The following is a 16,498-nucleotide window of genomic DNA, read 5'->3' as shown; positions in this document are numbered from 1 at the left end:
CTATGTTGTTCTTAAGGCTCAATTTTTGACAGGAGTGGCAGGATGAAAAAGAAACTGACCGCCGCCGATATGCACGACCCGCAGGTCATCGCCGAGACGCCGTGGTTCAGCATGCGTAAGGTGGGTATTGATGTCGCCCCCGGCGAGCGCCGCGACTTTTATTCCATTCATTACCCGCGCCCGGCGGTGGGGATTGTGGCCATCCAGGATGAGAAAGTGCTGCTGATTCGCCACTACCGCTACCTGATCGATAAGGTGGTGTGGGCGATCCCCTCTGGCGGCGTCGATGAAGGGGAAGACCCGGCGGTCGCCGCGCTGCGCGAGCTGCGGGAAGAGACCGGCTGGCAGGCGCAACGCGTTGAGGAGATCATTCGCTTTAACCCCTCCTACGGCAGCAGCGATCAGCTGTTTATCACCTGGCTGGCCACCGGTTTACACTGGGTGGGGATGGATGCAGATCAGGATGAGGTGATGGAGACCGGCTGGTTTACCTTCGACGAGATAAACCAACTGATCGCCCGCGGCGAGATGCCGGACGGGCTGTCGCTGGTGCCGCTGCTGCAGCTGATGGCGCAGCGGCGAAGCGGCTCGCTTACGGCTTAAGCATCCGCCAGCGGAACCACAGCTGGGCCACGAGGATCAGCACGCCGCCGATAATCTTCTGCAGCGGCAGCTGTTCGCCGTACCACAGCGCGGCGGCAATGACCGTCAGCAGCGGTTCGAGCACCATGATGATCGCCGCGCTGGCCACCGCCGCATACTTCTGCCCCTTCATCTGCAGACCGAAGCGCAGGCTGGTAGCGATGACAATGCTGGCCACCAACCAGCCGAGAGTCGGCAGGGTCATCGGCTGGTCCCAGCGTTCAACGGCAGCGGAGATGGTCAACCCGACGATACCGGTGATCGCCAGCTGCACGGTGGTCAGGGGGATCAGCGGTACTTCACGCGCGCAGCGGCTGGTGTAACAGAACCAGATCGACTGCACCAGCGCCGTCAGCAAAAACCAGCCCTGGCTGGGGTGGAAGGCTATCGGCATATGCAGACTGAGCAGCCCCAGGCCTACCACCGCGATCGGCAGGCACTCCCACCAGGCGCGAGGCGGGCGCACCTTCATCATCACCCATGCGGTCAGCGGGACGAACATCATCGACAGGCTCATGATAAACGCCCCTTCGCCGAGCGACGCCGTCGTGGAGACCGAATAGATCCACAGGCAGAGGTTGAGCGCAAACCAGAGTCCGCTGATGATGAGTTTTGGCCAGTGCTGCTTTTGCGGGCGAAAACCGCGGCAGAACGGCAGCAGAAGCAGCGCGGCGAAGAAAAAACGCAGCCCAAGAAACGCGAACACCGGCATGCCGGCGATCGCCTCGCGGGAAAATATCCAGCCGCAGGCGGCAATCACCGTCGCGGCAATCAGCAGCAGGTCAGCCTGCCGTTGGCGTACCATACGCACCTCTCCCTGTGTGTTGGCTTACCAGCCAGGCACCGCGCCGCCGTTGAAGATAGTCTCTGCCGCCTTCGCCACCTCCGGCGACTGGTACGACTGCATAAACTCCTTCACGTTTTGCGCGTCTTTATTGTCTTCCCGGGTCACGATGATGTTCACGTAGGGCGAGTTTTTATCTTCGATAAAGATGCCGTCACGAACCGGCGACAGCCCGGTTTGCTGCAGGTAGGTGGTGCTGATGATAGCCACGTCGACTTTGGGATCGTCGAGTACGCGCGGCAGTTGCGCCCCTTCCAGCTCCATGATCTTCAGGTTACGCGGGTTGTCGGTGATATCCACCGCCGTCGGCAGCAGGCCGGTCCCGGCTTTGAGGGTAATCAGCTTCTCTTTTTGCAGCAGCAGTAGCGCCCGCCCGAGGTTGGTCGGATCGTTGGGGATAGCGATCGTCGCGCCGTCTTTCAGTTCGGCGACTGACTTGATCTTGCGCGAATAGCCGGCCATCGGGAAGACGAAGGTATTCCCGACCGCCACCAGATGATAATTATGCGCTTTGTTGTCCTGCTCAAGGAAAGGCCGATGCTGGAAGACGTTGGCGTCCAGATCCCCGGCGTTGGTCGACTCGTTGGGCAGCAGTGAGCCGCTGAACCCCACCAGCTCGACCTCCAGACCGTACTTCTCTTTGGCCACCTTCTTCGCCACTTGCGCCACATCCTGCTCGGCGCCGTTAATCACACCGACCTTAATGTGCTTCGCTTCATTACCCTTTTGGTCGCAGCCGACCAGCGCCAGACCCGCCAGCATCACTGCGGCGGCGGCCCGTAAACGTAATCTCATCCTCTTCACCCTGTCTGTCCTGAATGTCATTGTTTTTTTCGTACAAAACTATAGCGACTTTCGGGTCGGGTAATAAACAGCAAACCACGCAACTGGAAATAAAATCATCTTCGCGAAACGCGAGGCGCTAGCCCCGTCGCCACTCGCCCGGCGTCACGCCATAGCGCATTTTGAAGCGCTTCGAGAAGGACGCCAGCGACTGAAAGCCGCAGCGTTCGGCAATGACCTCGAGGTTGGTCTGACGCTCCAGGCGCAGCAGCCGGGCGGCCAGCGCCATTCGCAACTGCGACAGCCACGCCTGCGGCGTCAGGTGATAGACGCGGGCAAAATGACGGGCAAAGGTGGCCCGTGATAAAAACGCGCGGGCGGCCATACTCTCCAGCGTCCACGGTTGCTCCGGGGTCGCCATCACCGCCAGCACCGCCGGCATCAGGCGTTCATCGCTCATCAGGCGCAGCAGCCCGCCGGGCGGCTGTTGCTCGCCAAGCAGCATGCGCAGCAGGAGCACCAGCAGCGTATCGCCGAGGCTGCGCACGATAGCGCTGCCGCCGGGACGCTGCGCCAGGCTCTCGCGCACCAGTATATTAAGCAGCGCGTCCAGCTCCTGGCAGTCTTCACGCGCATCGGTATGGAGATGGATCAGCGTCGATGCTTCACTGAACAGCCAGCTGACGTGCGGACCAAAATAGAATTCGCCGCACAGCATCTCCAGCGCCCCCTCCGCCGGGCCGGCGCGCATTTCCGTCACCGTGCCGTTAAACCGGTGCGCCACCGGCAGCACCTGGCCCCACTCCACCAGGCTCTCCATCAGATGCGGCGAACCGTGCGGCAGGAGGACGACATCTCCCGCGCGCAGGTGATGAGTCTGGCCGCCGACGTTGAGCCGCCCCTCGCCGCGCAGCACCACGTGCCAGGGCACCACGCCGCTGCGCATTTGCTGGTGCCCGGCCTGCCAGCGGCCGCCGAAGCGACAGTGCAGGTTCACTTCGCAGCGCGGCGCCAGCAGCGCCAGCAGATGACTGAGACTGTCCATGCTTCTCCTGAGACGATAAGACAAAAAGGTGAGACGAAGACCGCCAGTCTAGCATGCGGCAAGCGCCTAAGATGACCCCATTGCCAACACACCCTCGATAACAACAGGAGTTAACCATGAGCCGTTTAGCAGATATCCGTGAACAAGACGCCACCGGCAAAGCCGCCGATATTTTCGCCGGGATCAAAAAAGCGATGGGCAAAGTGCCGAACGCCTACCTGACCATCGGCGGCCACTCGCCGGCGGCGCTGCAGCAGGCGCTGGCGCACAATGCGATGCTCCATAAAGGCAGCCTCAGCGCCCAACAGCTGGAGGCGATTAATCTGTCGGTCAGCGAAGCCACCGGCTGTGACTACTGCCTGGCCGCGCACACCCTGATGGCGAAAAAAGCCGGCTTCAGCAGCGAGCAGATCCATGCCCTGCGCCGCGGGGAGTATGCGGAAGAGGCGCAGCTTGATGCGCTGGTGAAATTCGCGCAGACCCTGGTGACCACCACCGGTACGCTGCCGGAAGCCGACGTCGCCGCGCTGCGCAACGCCGGTTTTAGCGACCAGCAGGTGATTGAGATTATCAGCGCCATCAGCGCCATCCTGTTCACCAACATGGTGAACCGGGTTAACGACACGGTAGTCGACTTCCCGAAAGCCGATTAATCCGTCGCGCAGCGCCGGTTTTACAGCCCCAGATCGCTGAGCCCCGGATGATCGTCCGGGCGGCGCCCCTGCGGCCAGTGGAACAGGCGCTCGCTTTCGCTAATTGGCAGATCGTTGATGCAGGCGTAGCGCGTCTGCATCAGTCCATGCTTATCAAACTCCCAGTTCTCATTGCCATACGAGCGAAACCAGTTGCCGCTGTCGTCGCACCACTCATAGGCGAAGCGCACGGCAATGCGATTCTCCTGCCATGCCCACAGCTCCTTAATCAGCCGGTATTGCTGCTCCTTGCGCCATTTTCGCTGCAGGAACTCAACAATTTGCCCCCGACCGTGGACAAATTCGCTGCGGTTGCGCCATTCGCTATCCACGGTGTAGGCCAGGGCGACTTTTTCCGCATCGCGGCTGTTCCAGCCATCTTCCGCGGCGCGGACCTTCTGGATAGCGCTGTCGCGGGTAAACGGCGGTAACGGGGGACGTTGTTCGGTCATACTTACTCTCCTTTGCGGGCTAATTGCTGCTGCAGGCGCTGATTCTCCTGCTCCAGGTCATGAATACGTTGCTGCAGGTTCTGGCTGTACTCCGCCACCTGCTGCGCGCTGTAGCGCGGCGTAATGTGCTGCGGGCAGTTCCAGTCAAACGCCTGCAAATGAAAAAGAAACAGACGTTCAATGCGGGCGCGATAGTTGGCCGGCGCCACCTGCGCCAGCAGCTGCGGGTGGTCCTCTGCCGCCAGGACCTCGACGGTGGCGTAGATTTTCAGCCTGGCACGGCGCGGATAATCCATCAAAAACAGGCAGGCCCGGTCGCTGCCGCGCAGATTGCCGGTAGTAATGTACTGGCGGTTACCGCCGAAATCGGCCATCGCCAGGGTGGTGTCATCCAGCAGATGCAGAAACCCCGGCGGGCCGCCGCGATGCTGAATGTAGGGCCAGCCGCTCTGCGACACCGTCGCCAGATAAAAGCTGTCGCGGGTGGCGATCATCCCCGCTTCGCTGTCGCCGAAGCGGTCGGCCTGGCGGCGACTGCGCGGCGTTTGCCACAGCGAGTCGCTGCCCATTTCATGCTGCACATCCATCACGTCCGGGGTGATAGCGATATCGAGAAAGGTTGCTGCCATAGCGCCTCCTGTTGTCTGGCGCCATCATGGACTGTACTGTGAAGAATGATAATACGGGTAAAGTGGCAATCATCTTTCCGCAAAACGGGAGAATAATGGATCGATTAAACGCGATGGCGCTGCTGGTGAAAGTGACCGAGCTGGGGAGCATGTCGGCGGCAGCGCGGGCGCTGAATATGCCGTTGACCACCGTCAGCCGCCATATTGGCGAACTGGAGAGCGCGCTGGGCGTACGCCTGCTGGCGCGAACCACCCGCAAACTGACGCTCACCGACGCCGGGGGCGATTATGTCGCCGCCGCGCGGCGGATCCTTGAGGAGGTGGAAAACGCCGAACGCCAGGCGACGGGCGAATATCAGGAGCCAAAGGGTGAGCTGGTGATCTCCGCGCCGACGATGTTTGGACGCCAGCACGTTCTTCCGGTAATCAGTGAATTTATCGCCCGCTACCCGCTAATTCGCGTCCGTTTGCTGCTCAGCGATCGCAATGCCGACCTGGTGAGCGACCATGTCGATCTGGCGGTGCGGATTGGCGACCTGGCGGACAGCAGCATGGTGGTCACCCGCCTCGGCACCATGCGGATTGTGGCCTGCGCCCATCCGGCGCTGCTGGCGAAATACGGCGAGCCGCAGCGGCCGCGCGATCTGGCGGCGCTGCCGATCATCCGCATTGAATCGCCGATGCCCTATCGCGGCTGGCGCTTTCGCGCCGCTGAGCGCGAGGACCAGCTGATTAACCTGCCGCCGGTGCTATCCGTTACCACGCCGGAGAGCGCCGCCGATGCCGCGCGGCTGGGGGTGGGGGTGGCCCGCTTACTGCATTATCAGGCGCTGGATGGCCTGCGCCACGGGGAGCTCCGTCTGCTGCTGGAAAACGTCGAGCCGGATCCGGCGCCGGTCCATTTGCTGTATACCGCTCGGGATCTGGCGCCGCTTAAGCTGCGCAAATTTATCGATTTTGCCGCACCGGCGCTGCGTCAGGCACTGCTGCGCATCGCCGGGGCCGCTTAATGCGTCGCGGTCTTCAGCGGCGCCTCCTTTAACAGCCATGAGAGGACAAACGCCACCGCCATAATGCCGGCCGCCATCAGAAACGCCGCGTGGATCGCCGCGCCGAAGGCGTCGAGGTAGTCGAGGCGGATATCCGCGGGCAGGTGCTGGACCGCCACCGGATTCATTCCCGGCGGCAGCACCGCGCCTTCCGGCAGCAGTTGTTGCAGGTTGCTCTGCAGCACGTGCGTGAACACCGCGCCAAACAGCGCCACGCCGATGGAGCCGCCAATCGAGCGGAACAGGGTCACGCCGGAGGTGGCGACGCCGTACATCTGCGCCGGCATCGCATTCTGCACCGCCAGGACCAGCACCTGCATCACCAGCCCCAGACCCGCTCCCAGCACGCCGGTAAACAGGTACAGCTGCCACAGCGGCGAGTGAATGGTAATGCGGGTCAGCAGTACCATGCCGGTCACGCCGAGCAGGGTGCCGAGGATCGGAAACAGGCGATATTTACCGGTACGGCTGATAATCCGCCCGCTGATAATCGAGGTCAGCAGCAGGCCGCCCATCAGAGGGATCAGCTGCAGCCCGGCTTCGGTGGGCGTCGCCTCCTTCACCACCTGCAGATAGAGCGGCAGGAAGGTTACTGACCCGAACAGCGACATGCCGATGACGAAGCCGATCAGGCTGCACAGCAGGAAGCTGCGGTTGCGGAACAGCGCCAGCGGAATAATCGGCTCGGCGGCCATCCGTTCTTCGTAAATAAAGCCGATGATCCCCACGATGCCGAAGGCCAGAATGCACCACAGCTGCGGGTCATTCCACGCATGGACGCTGCCCCCTTCCGAGGTAAACAGGATGATGCACAGCAGCGCCATGCTGAGATAAATCGCCCCCAGCCAGTCAATCTGATGCTGGCTGCGTTTATTGCTGCTGTGGAATACCGCGCCGATCACCAGCAGCGCGAACAGGCCGAGCGGCAGGTTGATATAGAAGATCCAGCGCCAGGAGGCGTGCTGCACCAGAAAACCGCCGATCAGCGGGCCGATCACCGTCGCCAGGCCGAAAACGCCGCCGAACAGCCCCTGATAGCGGCCGCGGTTGGCGGGCGGAATGACGTCGGCGACCGCCGCCATGCTGATCACCATCAGGCCGCCGCCGCCGAGCCCCTGCAGGCCGCGCATCAGCACCAGTTGGGTCATATTCTGCGCCAGCCCGCAGAGCGCGGAGCCGACGAGAAACAGCCCAATCGCCACCTGCAGCACGATTTTGCGGCCGAACAGATCGCCAAATTTACCGTACAGCGGCACCGCGATGGTGGAGCTGAGGATATAGGCGGTGACCACCCAGGAAAGCTTGTCCAGCCCGCCCAGTTCGCCGACAATCGTCGGCAGCGCGGTGGAGACAATGGTCTGATCCAGCGCTGAAAGCAGCATCACCAGCAGCAATGCGCTGAACAGCAGGCGTATCGACTGCACCGGTGGGTTAGCGACTTGAGAAGTCATTACAACGCTCGCTTGAAATTAATTAAATGCATAATTAATATTTAGTGAAAGAATGAGTCGGGTCAAGAGATCGCCATATCATGACAGCACAAAAGGATCAGGATGCTCCCCGCCGCCCGGGTCGGCCGCGCGGTAAAAAACCGGGTACCGCCAACCGCGAACAGTTGATGGACATCGCCCTGACGCTGTTTGCCCGCGACGGGGCGGGCCGCGTATCGTTGAACGCCATCGCCAAAGAGGCCGGGGTGACACCGGCGATGCTGCATTACTACTTCAGCTCGCGGGATGCGCTGGTGACTCAGCTGATTGAGGAGCGCTTTATGCCGCTGCGCAATCACATCAGCCGCATCTTTGTCGATCATCCACAGGACCCGGTGCTGGCGCTGACGATGATGGTCGAGACGCTGGCGCATATGGCGGAGAAAAACGCCTGGTTCGCGCCGCTGTGGATGCAGGAGATCATCGGCGAAATGCCGATTCTGCGCCAGCATATGGATGCCCGCTTCGGCGAGGAGCGTTTTCAGGTGATGCTGGGGACGGTGCGTCGCTGGCAGCAGGAAGGCAAGATCAATCCGGCGCTGGCGCCGGAGCTGCTGTTTACCACGGTAATTAGCCTGGTGCTGGTGCCATTTTCACGCATCCACAGCGATCCGCGTTTACAGGCGGTCAACCGTCAGACCATCGTCAGCCACGCGCTGGCGTTAATGGGCCACGGCGTTGGAGGTTAAGGCGTGGTTTTGACGCTTTTGTAGTCCGGATAAGACACCACGCGCCGCCATCCGGGATTTTCCCTGCTCGCACTGCGCTTAGCAGGGCTACCACTCCCGTGTTATGTCCGGGCAGATTGCGCTCCCGATATTTCTTCTGCGCTATGTCTCTTATGCCGCAGGGAGCGCACAGGGGGCGGCCAGTCGCCGCCGCCCCCTGTACCCCCGGGCTCCGGCCAGCAAAATCGCCGCTACGCGGTCCCTTCGACTTATCCCTGCAGGCTTCGGGTCGGGCCGAGGCAGCGTCCCTGCAAAACACGGCCCTTAGCCCGCATCCATGCGGGCTGCCCCGGCCTTCCGGGAACGTCTCAGCGATTTTGAGGCCGCCAGCACCGGCAGTTTCAGTCGCGCATGTGGTTAAAATAACAACAGGTCGCACGAACCGTAGGCCGGATAAGGCCTTTATGCCGCCATCCGGCACAACCACAGGTGCGGTACCTGACCGCCCGGGGATACCAGGATCGTTACAGCGCCTTCGACAAATAGTGGCGCTGCATGCCTGCGTGCGGGAAGTCGGGCAGCGACATCTGCAGCTGATAGCCTAATTTCTGATAAAACGGCAGCGCCTGGAAGCTAAAGGTATCCACCAGCAGATGGCTGCAGCCTTGCGCCTGCGCCTGCTGTTCCGCCTCCTGCATCAGCTCGCTCCCCAGCCCGCGCCCGCGCGTCGCCTCGCTAACCCACAGATACTCAATGCACAGCCAGTTGCCCTTGCGTTTGGCAATCAGCCCGCCCTGCATCACCCCTTGCGCATCACGCGAGTAAATCCCCAGATCGCCAAACTGCGCCGCATCGAGATACTGCTGATTATACTGCCGCAGACCGGCAAACAATTCTTGTTGATCGTCGGGATTAATGCTTTTTGTAATGATTAGTGTCATTAACTATCTCCAGTATCGCGCTGCCGAATGGTTATTTTCCCTCTCCACTTTCACAAAATATTCTTATTTTCTCCATGATTATTTGCCTTAATTTTTTGCGTTCTAAAAGTAAGCAAAAAACCTTTCCATTATCGCGACGGATCGTATAATGGGGAAAAATGAGAATGATCATTCTCACCACGAAACCAGAGGAGATGCGCTTTTCACCTCCTGAAGACCGAAGAGGTTGGCTTCAGCGGAGACACAATAACAATCACGTTCAGGAACATCTGTGTTCCTTTTTTGTCATTTTCGCTCACCCGAAAATGCCTCAGCGCCCAACCTATTCCCTCGTTTTTAAATAAACGGGGCGGACGTCTTATATCTTGAGAAAATATAATGAAATACATCATAGCTCCCATCGCGACAGCATTATTTCTCCTTAGCGGATGCGATAATGCGCAGACATCTGCTCCGCAGCAACCCACGCCGGAAGTGGGCGTGGTCACCCTGCAAAGCCAGCCGGTGCCGGTAGTCAGCCAGCTCACCGGCCGCACCACCGCCTCGCTCAGCGCCGAAGTTCGCCCGCAGGTGGGCGGCATCATCCAGAAACGCCTGTTTACCGAAGGCGATATGGTGAAGGCCGGGCAGGCCCTTTACCAGATCGATCCCTCCAGCTATCGCGCGACCTGGAACGAAGCGGCGGCGGCGCTGAAACAGGCCCAGGCGCTGGTGGTCTCCGATTGCCAGAAGGCCCAGCGCTACGCGTCGCTGGTCAGGGATAACGGCGTTTCCCGCCAGGATGCTGACGACGCCGCCTCCACCTGCGCCCAGGACAAGGCCAGCGTGGAATCGAAGAAAGCGGCGCTGGAGAGCGCGCGCATTAACCTGAACTGGACCACCGTCACCGCGCCGATTGCCGGGCGCATCGGCATCTCGTCGGTTACGCCGGGGGCGCTAGTCTCCGCCGATCAGGATACCGCGCTGGCGACGATCCGCGGGCTCGACACCATGTATGTTGATCTGACGCGATCCAGCGTCGATCTCCTGCGTTTACGCAAACAAAGCCTGGCCAGCAACAGCGACACCCTCAGCGTGACGTTAACCCTGGAAGATGGCAGTACCTATCCCGAAAAAGGGCGTCTGGCGCTCACCGAAGTCGCCGTCGATGAATCTACCGGCTCGGTAACCCTGCGCGCTATCTTCCCCAACCCGCAGCACGTCCTGCTACCGGGGATGTTCGTCCGCGCGCGCATCGATGAAGGCATCATGAACGACGCGATCCTCGCCCCGCAGCAGGGGATCACCCGCGATGCCAAAGGCGACGCCACGGCGCTGGTGGTCGATGCCGCCAACAAAGTTGAGCAGCGTACCGTGGAAACCGGCGACACCTACGGCGATAAATGGCTGGTGCTGAGCGGCCTGAAAGCGGGCGACAAGCTGATTGTCGAAGGCACCGGTAAAGTGGCCCCCGGACAGACAGTGAAGGCCGTCGCCGTCAACAATAACGGAGGCAACGCCTGATGTTCTCCCGTTTCTTCGTGCGTCGCCCGGTCTTTGCCTGGGTGATCGCCATTCTGATTATGCTCGCCGGGGTGCTGGCGATCCGCACCCTGCCGGTAGGCCAGTACCCGGACGTCGCCCCGCCGGCGGTGAAAATCTCCGCCACCTATACCGGGGCGTCCGCCGAAACCCTGGAGAACAGCGTCACCCAGGTCATCGAGCAGCAGCTCACCGGCCTCGACCATCTGCTCTACTTCAGCTCCACCAGCAGCTCCGACGGCTCGGTCAGCATCACCGTCACCTTTGAGCAGGGGACCGACCCGGACACCGCCCAGGTGCAGGTGCAAAACAAAGTGCAGCAGGCGGAATCGCGGCTGCCGAGCGAAGTCCAGCAGTCCGGCGTAACGGTGGAAAAATCGCAGAGCAGCTTTCTGCTGATCCTCGCGGTGTATGACAAAACCAACCGCGCCACCAGCTCCGATATCTCCGACTGGCTGGTCAGCAATATGCAGGACCCGCTGGCGCGCGTGGAGGGCGTCGGCAGCCTGCAGGTATTCGGCGCCGAATACGCGATGCGCGTCTGGATGGACCCGACCAAACTCGCCTCCTACTCGCTGATGCCTTCCGACGTCCAGTCGGCGATTGAGGCGCAGAACGTGCAGGTTTCCGCCGGTAAAATCGGCGCGCTACCGTCGTCCAATGCCCAGCAATTAACCGCCACCGTGCGCGCGCAGTCCCGGCTGCAAACCCCTGACCAGTTCAAAGCGATCATCGTGAAAAGCCAGGCCGACGGCTCGGTAGTACGCCTGAGCGATGTCGCGCGGGTGGAGATGGGTAGCGAGGATTACACCGCCACCGCCAATCTGAACGGCCACCCTGCCGCCGGGATCGCGGTGATGATGGCCCCCGGCGCCAACGCGCTGGACACCGCGACGCTGGTGAAAAGCAAAATCGCCGAATTCCAGCGTCAGATGCCGCAGGGTTACGATATTGCCTATCCGAAGGACAGCACCGAGTTCATCAAAATCTCGGTCGAGGATGTGATTCAGACCCTGTTCGAAGCGATTATCCTCGTCGTCTGCGTGATGTATCTGTTCCTGCAGAACTTCCGCGCGACGCTCATTCCGGCGGTTGCGGTGCCGGTGGTGCTGCTTGGCACCTTCGGCGTGCTGGCCCTGTTCGGCTACTCGATTAACACCCTGACGCTGTTCGCCATGGTGCTGGCGATCGGCCTGCTGGTGGATGACGCCATCGTGGTGGTGGAGAACGTCGAGCGCATTATGCGCGACGAAGGGCTCCCCGCTCGCGAAGCCACCGAAAAATCGATGGGCGAAATCTCCGGCGCGCTGGTGGCGATTGCCCTGGTGCTGTCGGCGGTGTTCCTGCCGATGGCCTTCTTCGGCGGTTCGACCGGGGTCATCTATCGCCAGTTCTCGGTAACCATTATCTCGGCGATGATGCTGTCGGTGGTGGTAGCGCTGACCCTTACCCCGGCGCTGTGCGGCGCGCTGCTCAGCCACTCCAAACCGCACACCAAAGGGTTCTTCGGCGCCTTTAACCGCCTGTGGGGACGTACGGAGGCGGGCTACCAGCGCCGGGTGCTCGGCGGCCTGCGCCGGGGCGCAGTGATGATGGGCGCTTACGCGCTGATTTGCGGGGCGATGGCGCTGGCGATGTGGAAGCTGCCGGGCAGCTTCCTGCCGGTGGAGGACCAGGGGGAGATCATGGTCCAGTACACCCTGCCCGCCGGGGCGACGGCGGTGCGTACCGCCGAGGTGCGCCGCCAGGTGACCGACTGGTTCCTCACCAAAGAGAAAGCCAATACCGATGTCATTTTCACCGTCGACGGCTTCAGCTTTAGCGGCAGCGGGCAGAACGCCGGGATGGCCTTCGTGTCGCTGAAAAACTGGTCGCAGCGCAAAGGGGACGACAACACCGCCCAGGCCATCGCCCTGCGCGCCACCAAAGAGCTGGGGAAGATCCGCGACGCCACCCTCTTCGCCATGACCCCGCCGTCGGTAGACGGTCTCGGGCAGAGCAACGGCTTCACCTTCGAACTGATGGCCAGCGGCGGTACCGACCGTGACAGCCTGATGAAGCTGCGCAGCCAGCTGCTGGCGGCGGCCAACCAGAGCAGCGAACTGCAGTCGGTGCGCGCTAACGACCTGCCGCAGATGCCGCAGCTGCAGGTGGATATCGATAACAACAAAGCCGTCTCGCTGGGGCTGTCGCTGAGCGACGTGACCGATACGCTCTCCAGCGCCTGGGGCGGTACCTACGTGAATGACTTTATCGATCGCGGCCGGGTGAAGAAGGTCTATATCCAGGGCGAAAGCGACGCGCGCGCGGTGCCGTCGGACCTTGGCAAATGGTTCGTTCGCGGCAGCGATAACAGCATGACGCCGTTCTCCGCCTTCGCCACCACCCACTGGCAATACGGCCCGGAAAGCCTGGTGCGCTACAACGGCTCCGCCGCCTTTGAGATCCAGGGCGAAAACGCCGCCGGCTTCAGCTCCGGCGCGGCGATGGACAAGATGGAAAAGCTGGCCGACAGCCTGCCGGCGGGCTCCACCTGGGCGTGGAGCGGCATTTCGCTGCAGGAAAAGCTGGCCAGCGGCCAGGCGATGAGCCTATACGCCATCTCGATTCTGGTGGTATTCCTGTGCCTGGCGGCGCTGTATGAGAGCTGGTCGGTGCCGTTCTCGGTGATCATGGTCATCCCGCTCGGCCTGCTTGGCGCGGCGCTGGCGGCGACGCTGCGCGGCTTAAGCAACGACGTCTACTTCCAGGTGGCGCTGCTGACCACCATCGGCCTGTCGTCGAAAAACGCCATCCTGATCGTGGAGTTCGCTGAATCCGCCGTGGATGAGGGGTATTCGCTCTCCCGGGCGGCGATCCGCGCCGCGCAGACTCGCCTGCGCCCGATTGTCATGACCTCGCTGGCGTTTATCGCCGGGGTGCTGCCGCTGGCCATCGCCACCGGCGCCGGAGCCAACAGCCGCGTGGCGATCGGCACCGGGATTATCGGCGGCACCCTGACGGCCACCCTGCTGGCGGTGTTCTTCGTACCGCTGTTCTTCGTGCTGGTGAAACGTCTCTTCACCCGCCAACGTCCTTCTCAGGAGTAAGGTATGTTTCGTTTAAGTTTTATGTTTATCGCGCTCCTGACCGCGGGCTGCGTCTCGCTTGACCCGCATTATGATCGCCCGGCCGCGCCGGTGCCGGTCACCCTGCCCGGGGCGCACGGCGAATCGACGGCGGTGGTCGGCGACTGGCAGAAAGTGGTCAATGACGCGCGGCTGAAAAAAGTGGTCAGCATCGCGCTTAACAGCAACCGCGATGTGCAAAAGGCGCTGGCCGATATCGAGGCCGCGCGCGCCCAGTATGGCGAAACGCGGGCATCGCTGTTTCCCACCGTTGATGCCGAACTGAGCCACACCCGCAGCAAAACGGTGGCCAGCGGCCTGAGCTCCGCTTCACAGGCCAACGGCGCGGTCTCCAGCTTCGAACTGGACTTGTTCGGCAAGAACCAGAGCCTGTCGCGCGCGGCGCGCGAAACCTGGCTTGCCAGCGAATTCACCGCGCAGAATACCCGGCTGACGATGATTGCCGATTTGACCACCGCCTGGGTGACGCTGGCGACGGATAACAGCAATCTGGCGCTGGCGCAGCAGACGATGGACAGCGCGGCAAACTCGCGCAACATCGTCGCCCGCCAGATGGCGGTTGGCACCGCCTCCGCGGGTGATTTAAGCTCGGCGGAAAGCGTCTATCAGCAGGCGCGCGCCAGCGTCGCCAGCTATCGCACGCTGGTGGCGCAGGATAAAAACGCCATTAACCTGCTGGCGGGGGAAACCGTGCCGGAGAGCCTGCTGCCCGGCACTCTCGAGAGTCTCGGGGATAACAGCATCGCGCTGGTGCCGGCGGGCGTGTCGTCGTCGGTGCTGCTGCGTCGGCCGGACATTCAGGAAGCGGAGCACAATCTGAAGAGCGCCAATGCCGATATCGGCGCGGCGCGGGCGAACTTCTTCCCGTCGATTTCCCTGACCGCCAGCGCCGGGGTCGGCAGCGACTCGCTGTCGTCGCTGTTCAGCCACGGGATGCAGGTGTGGTCGTTCGCCCCCTCCATCAGCCTGCCGCTGTTCACCGGCGGCAGCAACCTGGCGCAGCTGCGCTATGCGGAAGCGGAGAAAAAGGGGCTGATCGCCACCTACGAGAAATCGATTCAGAGCGCGTTTAAGGACGTTGCCGATGCGCTGGCGCGCCGGGAAACGCTGAGCGAAGAGCTTGATGCTCAGCGGCAGTATGTCGCCACCGAGCAGACATCGCTGGATATCGCCATGAAGAGCTATCAGGCCGGGGTCGGCGATTATCTGTCGGTGCTCACCGCTCAGCGCACGCTGTGGTCGGCGAAAACGACGCTGCTGTCCCTGCAGCAGACCGACCTCAATAACCGGATCACCCTCTGGCAGTCGCTGGGCGGCGGCGCCAGTTAAACTTACCCGCCGGGCGACCGAGCCCGGCCTCTACAAGGAATCGTTATGGCACGTGTTTCCCTCTCCTGGGCGCTGATCCTCGGCCTGCTGTCGGGTATCGGCCCGCTGTGCACGGATTTTTATCTGCCGGCGCTGCCGGAGATCACTCAGCAGCTGCAGGCCACCAGCACCCAGACCCAGCTGTCGTTGACCGCCGCGCTGATTGGTCTCGGCCTGGGTCAGCTGTTTTTCGGCCCGCTGAGCGACCGCATTGGCCGCCTGAAACCGCTGGCGCTGTCTCTGCTGCTGTTTATCTTCTCTTCGGCGATGTGCGCCCTGACCCGCGATATCAACATGCTGATTGTCTGGCGCTTTTTACAAGGCTTTGCCGGCGCCGGCGGCTCGGTGCTGTCGCGATCCATCGCCCGCGATAAATACCAGGGCACCCTGCTGACCCAGTTTTTCGCCCTGCTGATGACCGTGAACGGCATTGCGCCGGTGCTGTCCCCGGTGCTGGGCGGCTACGTTATCACCGCCTTCGACTGGCGAATTCTCTTCTGGACGATGGCCGCCATTGGCGGCGTGCTGCTGGTGATGAGCCTGGCGATCCTGCGGGAAACGCGCCCGGCCACAGCGGCGCATGCCAGCCGCCAACGGCCCGGCCAGCCGGTGCTGAAAAATCGCCGCTTTCTGCGCTTCTGCCTGATCCAGGCCTTTATGATGGCCGGGCTGTTCTCCTACATCGGCTCTTCTTCCTTCGTGATGCAGAGCGAATACGGCATGAGCGCCATGCAGTTCAGTCTGCTGTTCGGTCTGAACGGTATCGGGCTGATCATCGCCGCGATGATCTTTTCCCGTCTGGCGCGCCGCTTTAGCGCCGAAAGCCTGCTGCGCGGCGGCCTGACGCTGGCCGTGAGCTGTGCGGCGATCATGCTGCTGTTTGCCTGGCTGCATCTGCCGATGCTGGCGCTGGTCGGCCTGTTCTTTACCGTGTCGCTGATGAGCGGCATCAGCACCGTCGCCGGCGCGGAGGCGATGAGCGCCGTCGACGCCGCGCAGTCCGGGACCGCGTCCGCGCTGATGGGCACCCTGATGTTTGTCTTCGGCGGCATCGCCGCGCCGCTGGCGGGTCTCGGCGGCGAAACGATGCTGAAAATGAGCCTCGCGATGGCCATCTGCTACCTGCTGGCGCTGCTGCTGGGCCTCAGCAAACCGCGCGACGCACGCTAATCTCCTGCTGCGGTAATAAAATATTCCAGATTTATTACCGCACTATTTCCCGCCATATCTACCATTCTCTATTATT

Annotated in this window: 16 protein-coding genes and 1 pseudogene; 9 read left to right on the top strand and 8 right to left on the bottom strand. The window is 61.9% G+C overall.

The window, feature by feature from the left end; all coding sequences use genetic code 11:
* The first annotated feature begins 42 nt into the window (after positions 1-42).
* A complete protein-coding gene (locus KB890_RS14710) occupies positions 43-603 on the top strand; it encodes an NUDIX hydrolase (RefSeq protein ID WP_004181557.1) in 561 nt (186 codons plus the stop codon).
* On the opposite strand, the gene KB890_RS14705 is transcribed toward KB890_RS14710, so the two are convergent.
* The 3 genes from KB890_RS14705 to KB890_RS14695 form a co-directional block, all read right to left on the bottom strand.
* Positions 593-1,447: a DMT family transporter gene (locus KB890_RS14705; protein ID WP_002922972.1), complete on the bottom strand. Its 855-nt coding sequence runs from the start codon at positions 1,445-1,447 to the stop codon at positions 593-595. The genes KB890_RS14710 and KB890_RS14705 overlap by 11 nt on opposite strands.
* A 24-nt stretch (positions 1,448-1,471) precedes the next feature.
* Positions 1,472-2,281 carry a lipoprotein NlpA gene (nlpA, locus tag KB890_RS14700; RefSeq protein WP_004181558.1) on the bottom strand — a complete coding sequence of 270 codons (810 nt, stop codon included), beginning with the start codon at positions 2,279-2,281 and terminating at the stop codon, positions 1,472-1,474.
* A 127-nt stretch (positions 2,282-2,408) separates the two neighbouring features.
* Complete coding sequence (locus tag KB890_RS14695) at positions 2,409-3,314, bottom strand: AraC family transcriptional regulator (protein WP_004181560.1); 906 nt, start codon at positions 3,312-3,314, stop codon at positions 2,409-2,411.
* Positions 3,315-3,430: 116 nt separating this feature from the next.
* On the opposite strand from KB890_RS14695, the gene KB890_RS14690 reads away from it, so the two are divergent.
* On the top strand, positions 3,431-3,967 hold the full coding sequence (locus tag KB890_RS14690; protein ID WP_004145017.1) for a carboxymuconolactone decarboxylase family protein: 537 nt from the start codon (positions 3,431-3,433) through the stop codon (positions 3,965-3,967).
* A 20-nt stretch (positions 3,968-3,987) separates the two neighbouring features.
* Here KB890_RS14690 and KB890_RS14685 read toward each other — a convergent pair whose 3' ends face one another.
* Together KB890_RS14685 and KB890_RS14680 are read right to left on the bottom strand one after the other, a co-directional pair.
* Positions 3,988-4,458 (bottom strand): nuclear transport factor 2 family protein, encoded by a 471-nt coding sequence (locus KB890_RS14685; protein WP_002923016.1) that lies wholly within the window; start codon positions 4,456-4,458, stop codon positions 3,988-3,990.
* 2 nt (positions 4,459-4,460) lie between these two features.
* Complete coding sequence (locus KB890_RS14680) at positions 4,461-5,087, bottom strand: pyridoxamine 5'-phosphate oxidase family protein (RefSeq protein WP_004173882.1); 627 nt, start codon at positions 5,085-5,087, stop codon at positions 4,461-4,463.
* Between the two features lie 38 nt (positions 5,088-5,125).
* Here KB890_RS14680 and KB890_RS14675 point away from each other — a divergent pair, with 38 nt between their 5' ends.
* Positions 5,126-6,097 carry a LysR family transcriptional regulator gene (locus tag KB890_RS14675; RefSeq protein WP_072157850.1) on the top strand — a complete coding sequence of 324 codons (972 nt, stop codon included), beginning with the start codon at positions 5,126-5,128 and terminating at the stop codon, positions 6,095-6,097.
* Here the strand turns inward: KB890_RS14675 and KB890_RS14670 are convergent.
* Positions 6,094-7,587, bottom strand: coding sequence for an MDR family MFS transporter (locus KB890_RS14670; RefSeq protein ID WP_004145022.1), 1,494 nt, complete (start codon positions 7,585-7,587; stop codon positions 6,094-6,096). The genes KB890_RS14675 and KB890_RS14670 overlap by 4 nt on opposite strands.
* Positions 7,588-7,667: 80 nt before the next feature.
* On the opposite strand from KB890_RS14670, the gene KB890_RS14665 reads away from it, so the two are divergent.
* Positions 7,668-8,315 carry a TetR/AcrR family transcriptional regulator gene (locus tag KB890_RS14665; RefSeq protein WP_004181564.1) on the top strand — a complete coding sequence of 216 codons (648 nt, stop codon included), beginning with the start codon at positions 7,668-7,670 and terminating at the stop codon, positions 8,313-8,315.
* A gap of 503 nt (positions 8,316-8,818) precedes the next feature.
* Here the strand turns inward: KB890_RS14665 and KB890_RS14660 are convergent.
* Positions 8,819-9,235 carry a GNAT family N-acetyltransferase gene (locus KB890_RS14660; protein ID WP_004181565.1) on the bottom strand — a complete coding sequence of 139 codons (417 nt, stop codon included), beginning with the start codon at positions 9,233-9,235 and terminating at the stop codon, positions 8,819-8,821.
* On the opposite strand from KB890_RS14660, the gene KB890_RS14655 reads away from it, so the two are divergent.
* Complete coding sequence (locus KB890_RS14655) at positions 9,210-9,326, top strand: hypothetical protein (protein WP_014343452.1); 117 nt, start codon at positions 9,210-9,212, stop codon at positions 9,324-9,326. The genes KB890_RS14660 and KB890_RS14655 overlap by 26 nt on opposite strands.
* On the opposite strand, the pseudogene KB890_RS14650 reads toward KB890_RS14655, so the two are convergent.
* Positions 9,286-9,407: pseudogene (locus KB890_RS14650) on the bottom strand (hypothetical protein). The gene KB890_RS14655 and the pseudogene KB890_RS14650 sit on opposite strands and share 41 nt — an antisense overlap.
* Positions 9,408-9,613: 206 nt before the next feature.
* Between KB890_RS14650 and eefA the strand changes: the two are divergent.
* Genes eefA through KB890_RS14630 form a run of 4 tightly spaced genes read left to right on the top strand, consistent with a single transcriptional unit; the run spans position 9,614 to position 16,422 of the window.
* On the top strand, positions 9,614-10,738 hold the full coding sequence (gene eefA, locus KB890_RS14645; protein ID WP_004150241.1) for a multidrug efflux RND transporter periplasmic adaptor subunit EefA: 1,125 nt from the start codon (positions 9,614-9,616) through the stop codon (positions 10,736-10,738).
* Positions 10,738-13,845, top strand: coding sequence for a multidrug efflux RND transporter permease subunit EefB (gene eefB, locus KB890_RS14640; RefSeq protein WP_004181567.1), 3,108 nt, complete (start codon positions 10,738-10,740; stop codon positions 13,843-13,845). Before eefA ends, eefB begins: the two co-directional genes overlap by 1 nt.
* A gap of 3 nt (positions 13,846-13,848) precedes the next feature.
* Positions 13,849-15,213: a multidrug efflux RND transporter outer membrane subunit EefC gene (eefC, locus tag KB890_RS14635; RefSeq protein WP_020324158.1), complete on the top strand. Its 1,365-nt coding sequence runs from the start codon at positions 13,849-13,851 to the stop codon at positions 15,211-15,213.
* Between the two features lie 45 nt (positions 15,214-15,258).
* Positions 15,259-16,422, top strand: coding sequence for a multidrug effflux MFS transporter (locus KB890_RS14630; protein WP_004197144.1), 1,164 nt, complete (start codon positions 15,259-15,261; stop codon positions 16,420-16,422).
* Positions 16,423-16,498 lie beyond the last annotated feature (76 nt).

The sequence above is a fragment of the Klebsiella sp. P1954 genome, from assembly GCF_018199955.1.
In the GTDB taxonomy this organism is placed as follows: domain Bacteria; phylum Pseudomonadota; class Gammaproteobacteria; order Enterobacterales; family Enterobacteriaceae; genus Klebsiella; species Klebsiella pneumoniae.
The sequence above is the reverse complement of the archived record's forward strand: the minus strand, read 5'-3'. Positions and strand labels throughout refer to the sequence as shown.

Excerpts from the sequence above, each read along its gene's own strand:
- KB890_RS14655 (WP_014343452.1), top strand. The coding sequence starts at position 9,210 with ATGCTTTTTGTAATGATTAGTGTCATTAACTATCTCCAGTATCGCGCT.
- KB890_RS14710 (WP_004181557.1), top strand. The coding sequence starts at position 43 with ATGAAAAAGAAACTGACCGCCGCCGATATGCACGACCCGCAGGTCATC.
- KB890_RS14670 (WP_004145022.1), bottom strand. The coding sequence starts at position 7,587 with ATGACTTCTCAAGTCGCTAACCCACCGGTGCAGTCGATACGCCTGCTG.
- KB890_RS14695 (WP_004181560.1), bottom strand. The coding sequence starts at position 3,314 with ATGGACAGTCTCAGTCATCTGCTGGCGCTGCTGGCGCCGCGCTGCGAA.
- KB890_RS14705 (WP_002922972.1), bottom strand. The coding sequence starts at position 1,447 with ATGGTACGCCAACGGCAGGCTGACCTGCTGCTGATTGCCGCGACGGTG.
- eefB (WP_004181567.1), top strand. The coding sequence starts at position 10,738 with ATGTTCTCCCGTTTCTTCGTGCGTCGCCCGGTCTTTGCCTGGGTGATC.
- KB890_RS14665 (WP_004181564.1), top strand. The coding sequence starts at position 7,668 with ATGACAGCACAAAAGGATCAGGATGCTCCCCGCCGCCCGGGTCGGCCG.
- KB890_RS14680 (WP_004173882.1), bottom strand. The coding sequence starts at position 5,087 with ATGGCAGCAACCTTTCTCGATATCGCTATCACCCCGGACGTGATGGAT.
- eefA (WP_004150241.1), top strand. The coding sequence starts at position 9,614 with ATGAAATACATCATAGCTCCCATCGCGACAGCATTATTTCTCCTTAGC.
- nlpA (WP_004181558.1), bottom strand. The coding sequence starts at position 2,281 with ATGAGATTACGTTTACGGGCCGCCGCCGCAGTGATGCTGGCGGGTCTG.
- KB890_RS14630 (WP_004197144.1), top strand. The coding sequence starts at position 15,259 with ATGGCACGTGTTTCCCTCTCCTGGGCGCTGATCCTCGGCCTGCTGTCG.
- eefC (WP_020324158.1), top strand. The coding sequence starts at position 13,849 with ATGTTTCGTTTAAGTTTTATGTTTATCGCGCTCCTGACCGCGGGCTGC.
- KB890_RS14660 (WP_004181565.1), bottom strand. The coding sequence starts at position 9,235 with ATGACACTAATCATTACAAAAAGCATTAATCCCGACGATCAACAAGAA.
- KB890_RS14690 (WP_004145017.1), top strand. The coding sequence starts at position 3,431 with ATGAGCCGTTTAGCAGATATCCGTGAACAAGACGCCACCGGCAAAGCC.
- KB890_RS14685 (WP_002923016.1), bottom strand. The coding sequence starts at position 4,458 with ATGACCGAACAACGTCCCCCGTTACCGCCGTTTACCCGCGACAGCGCT.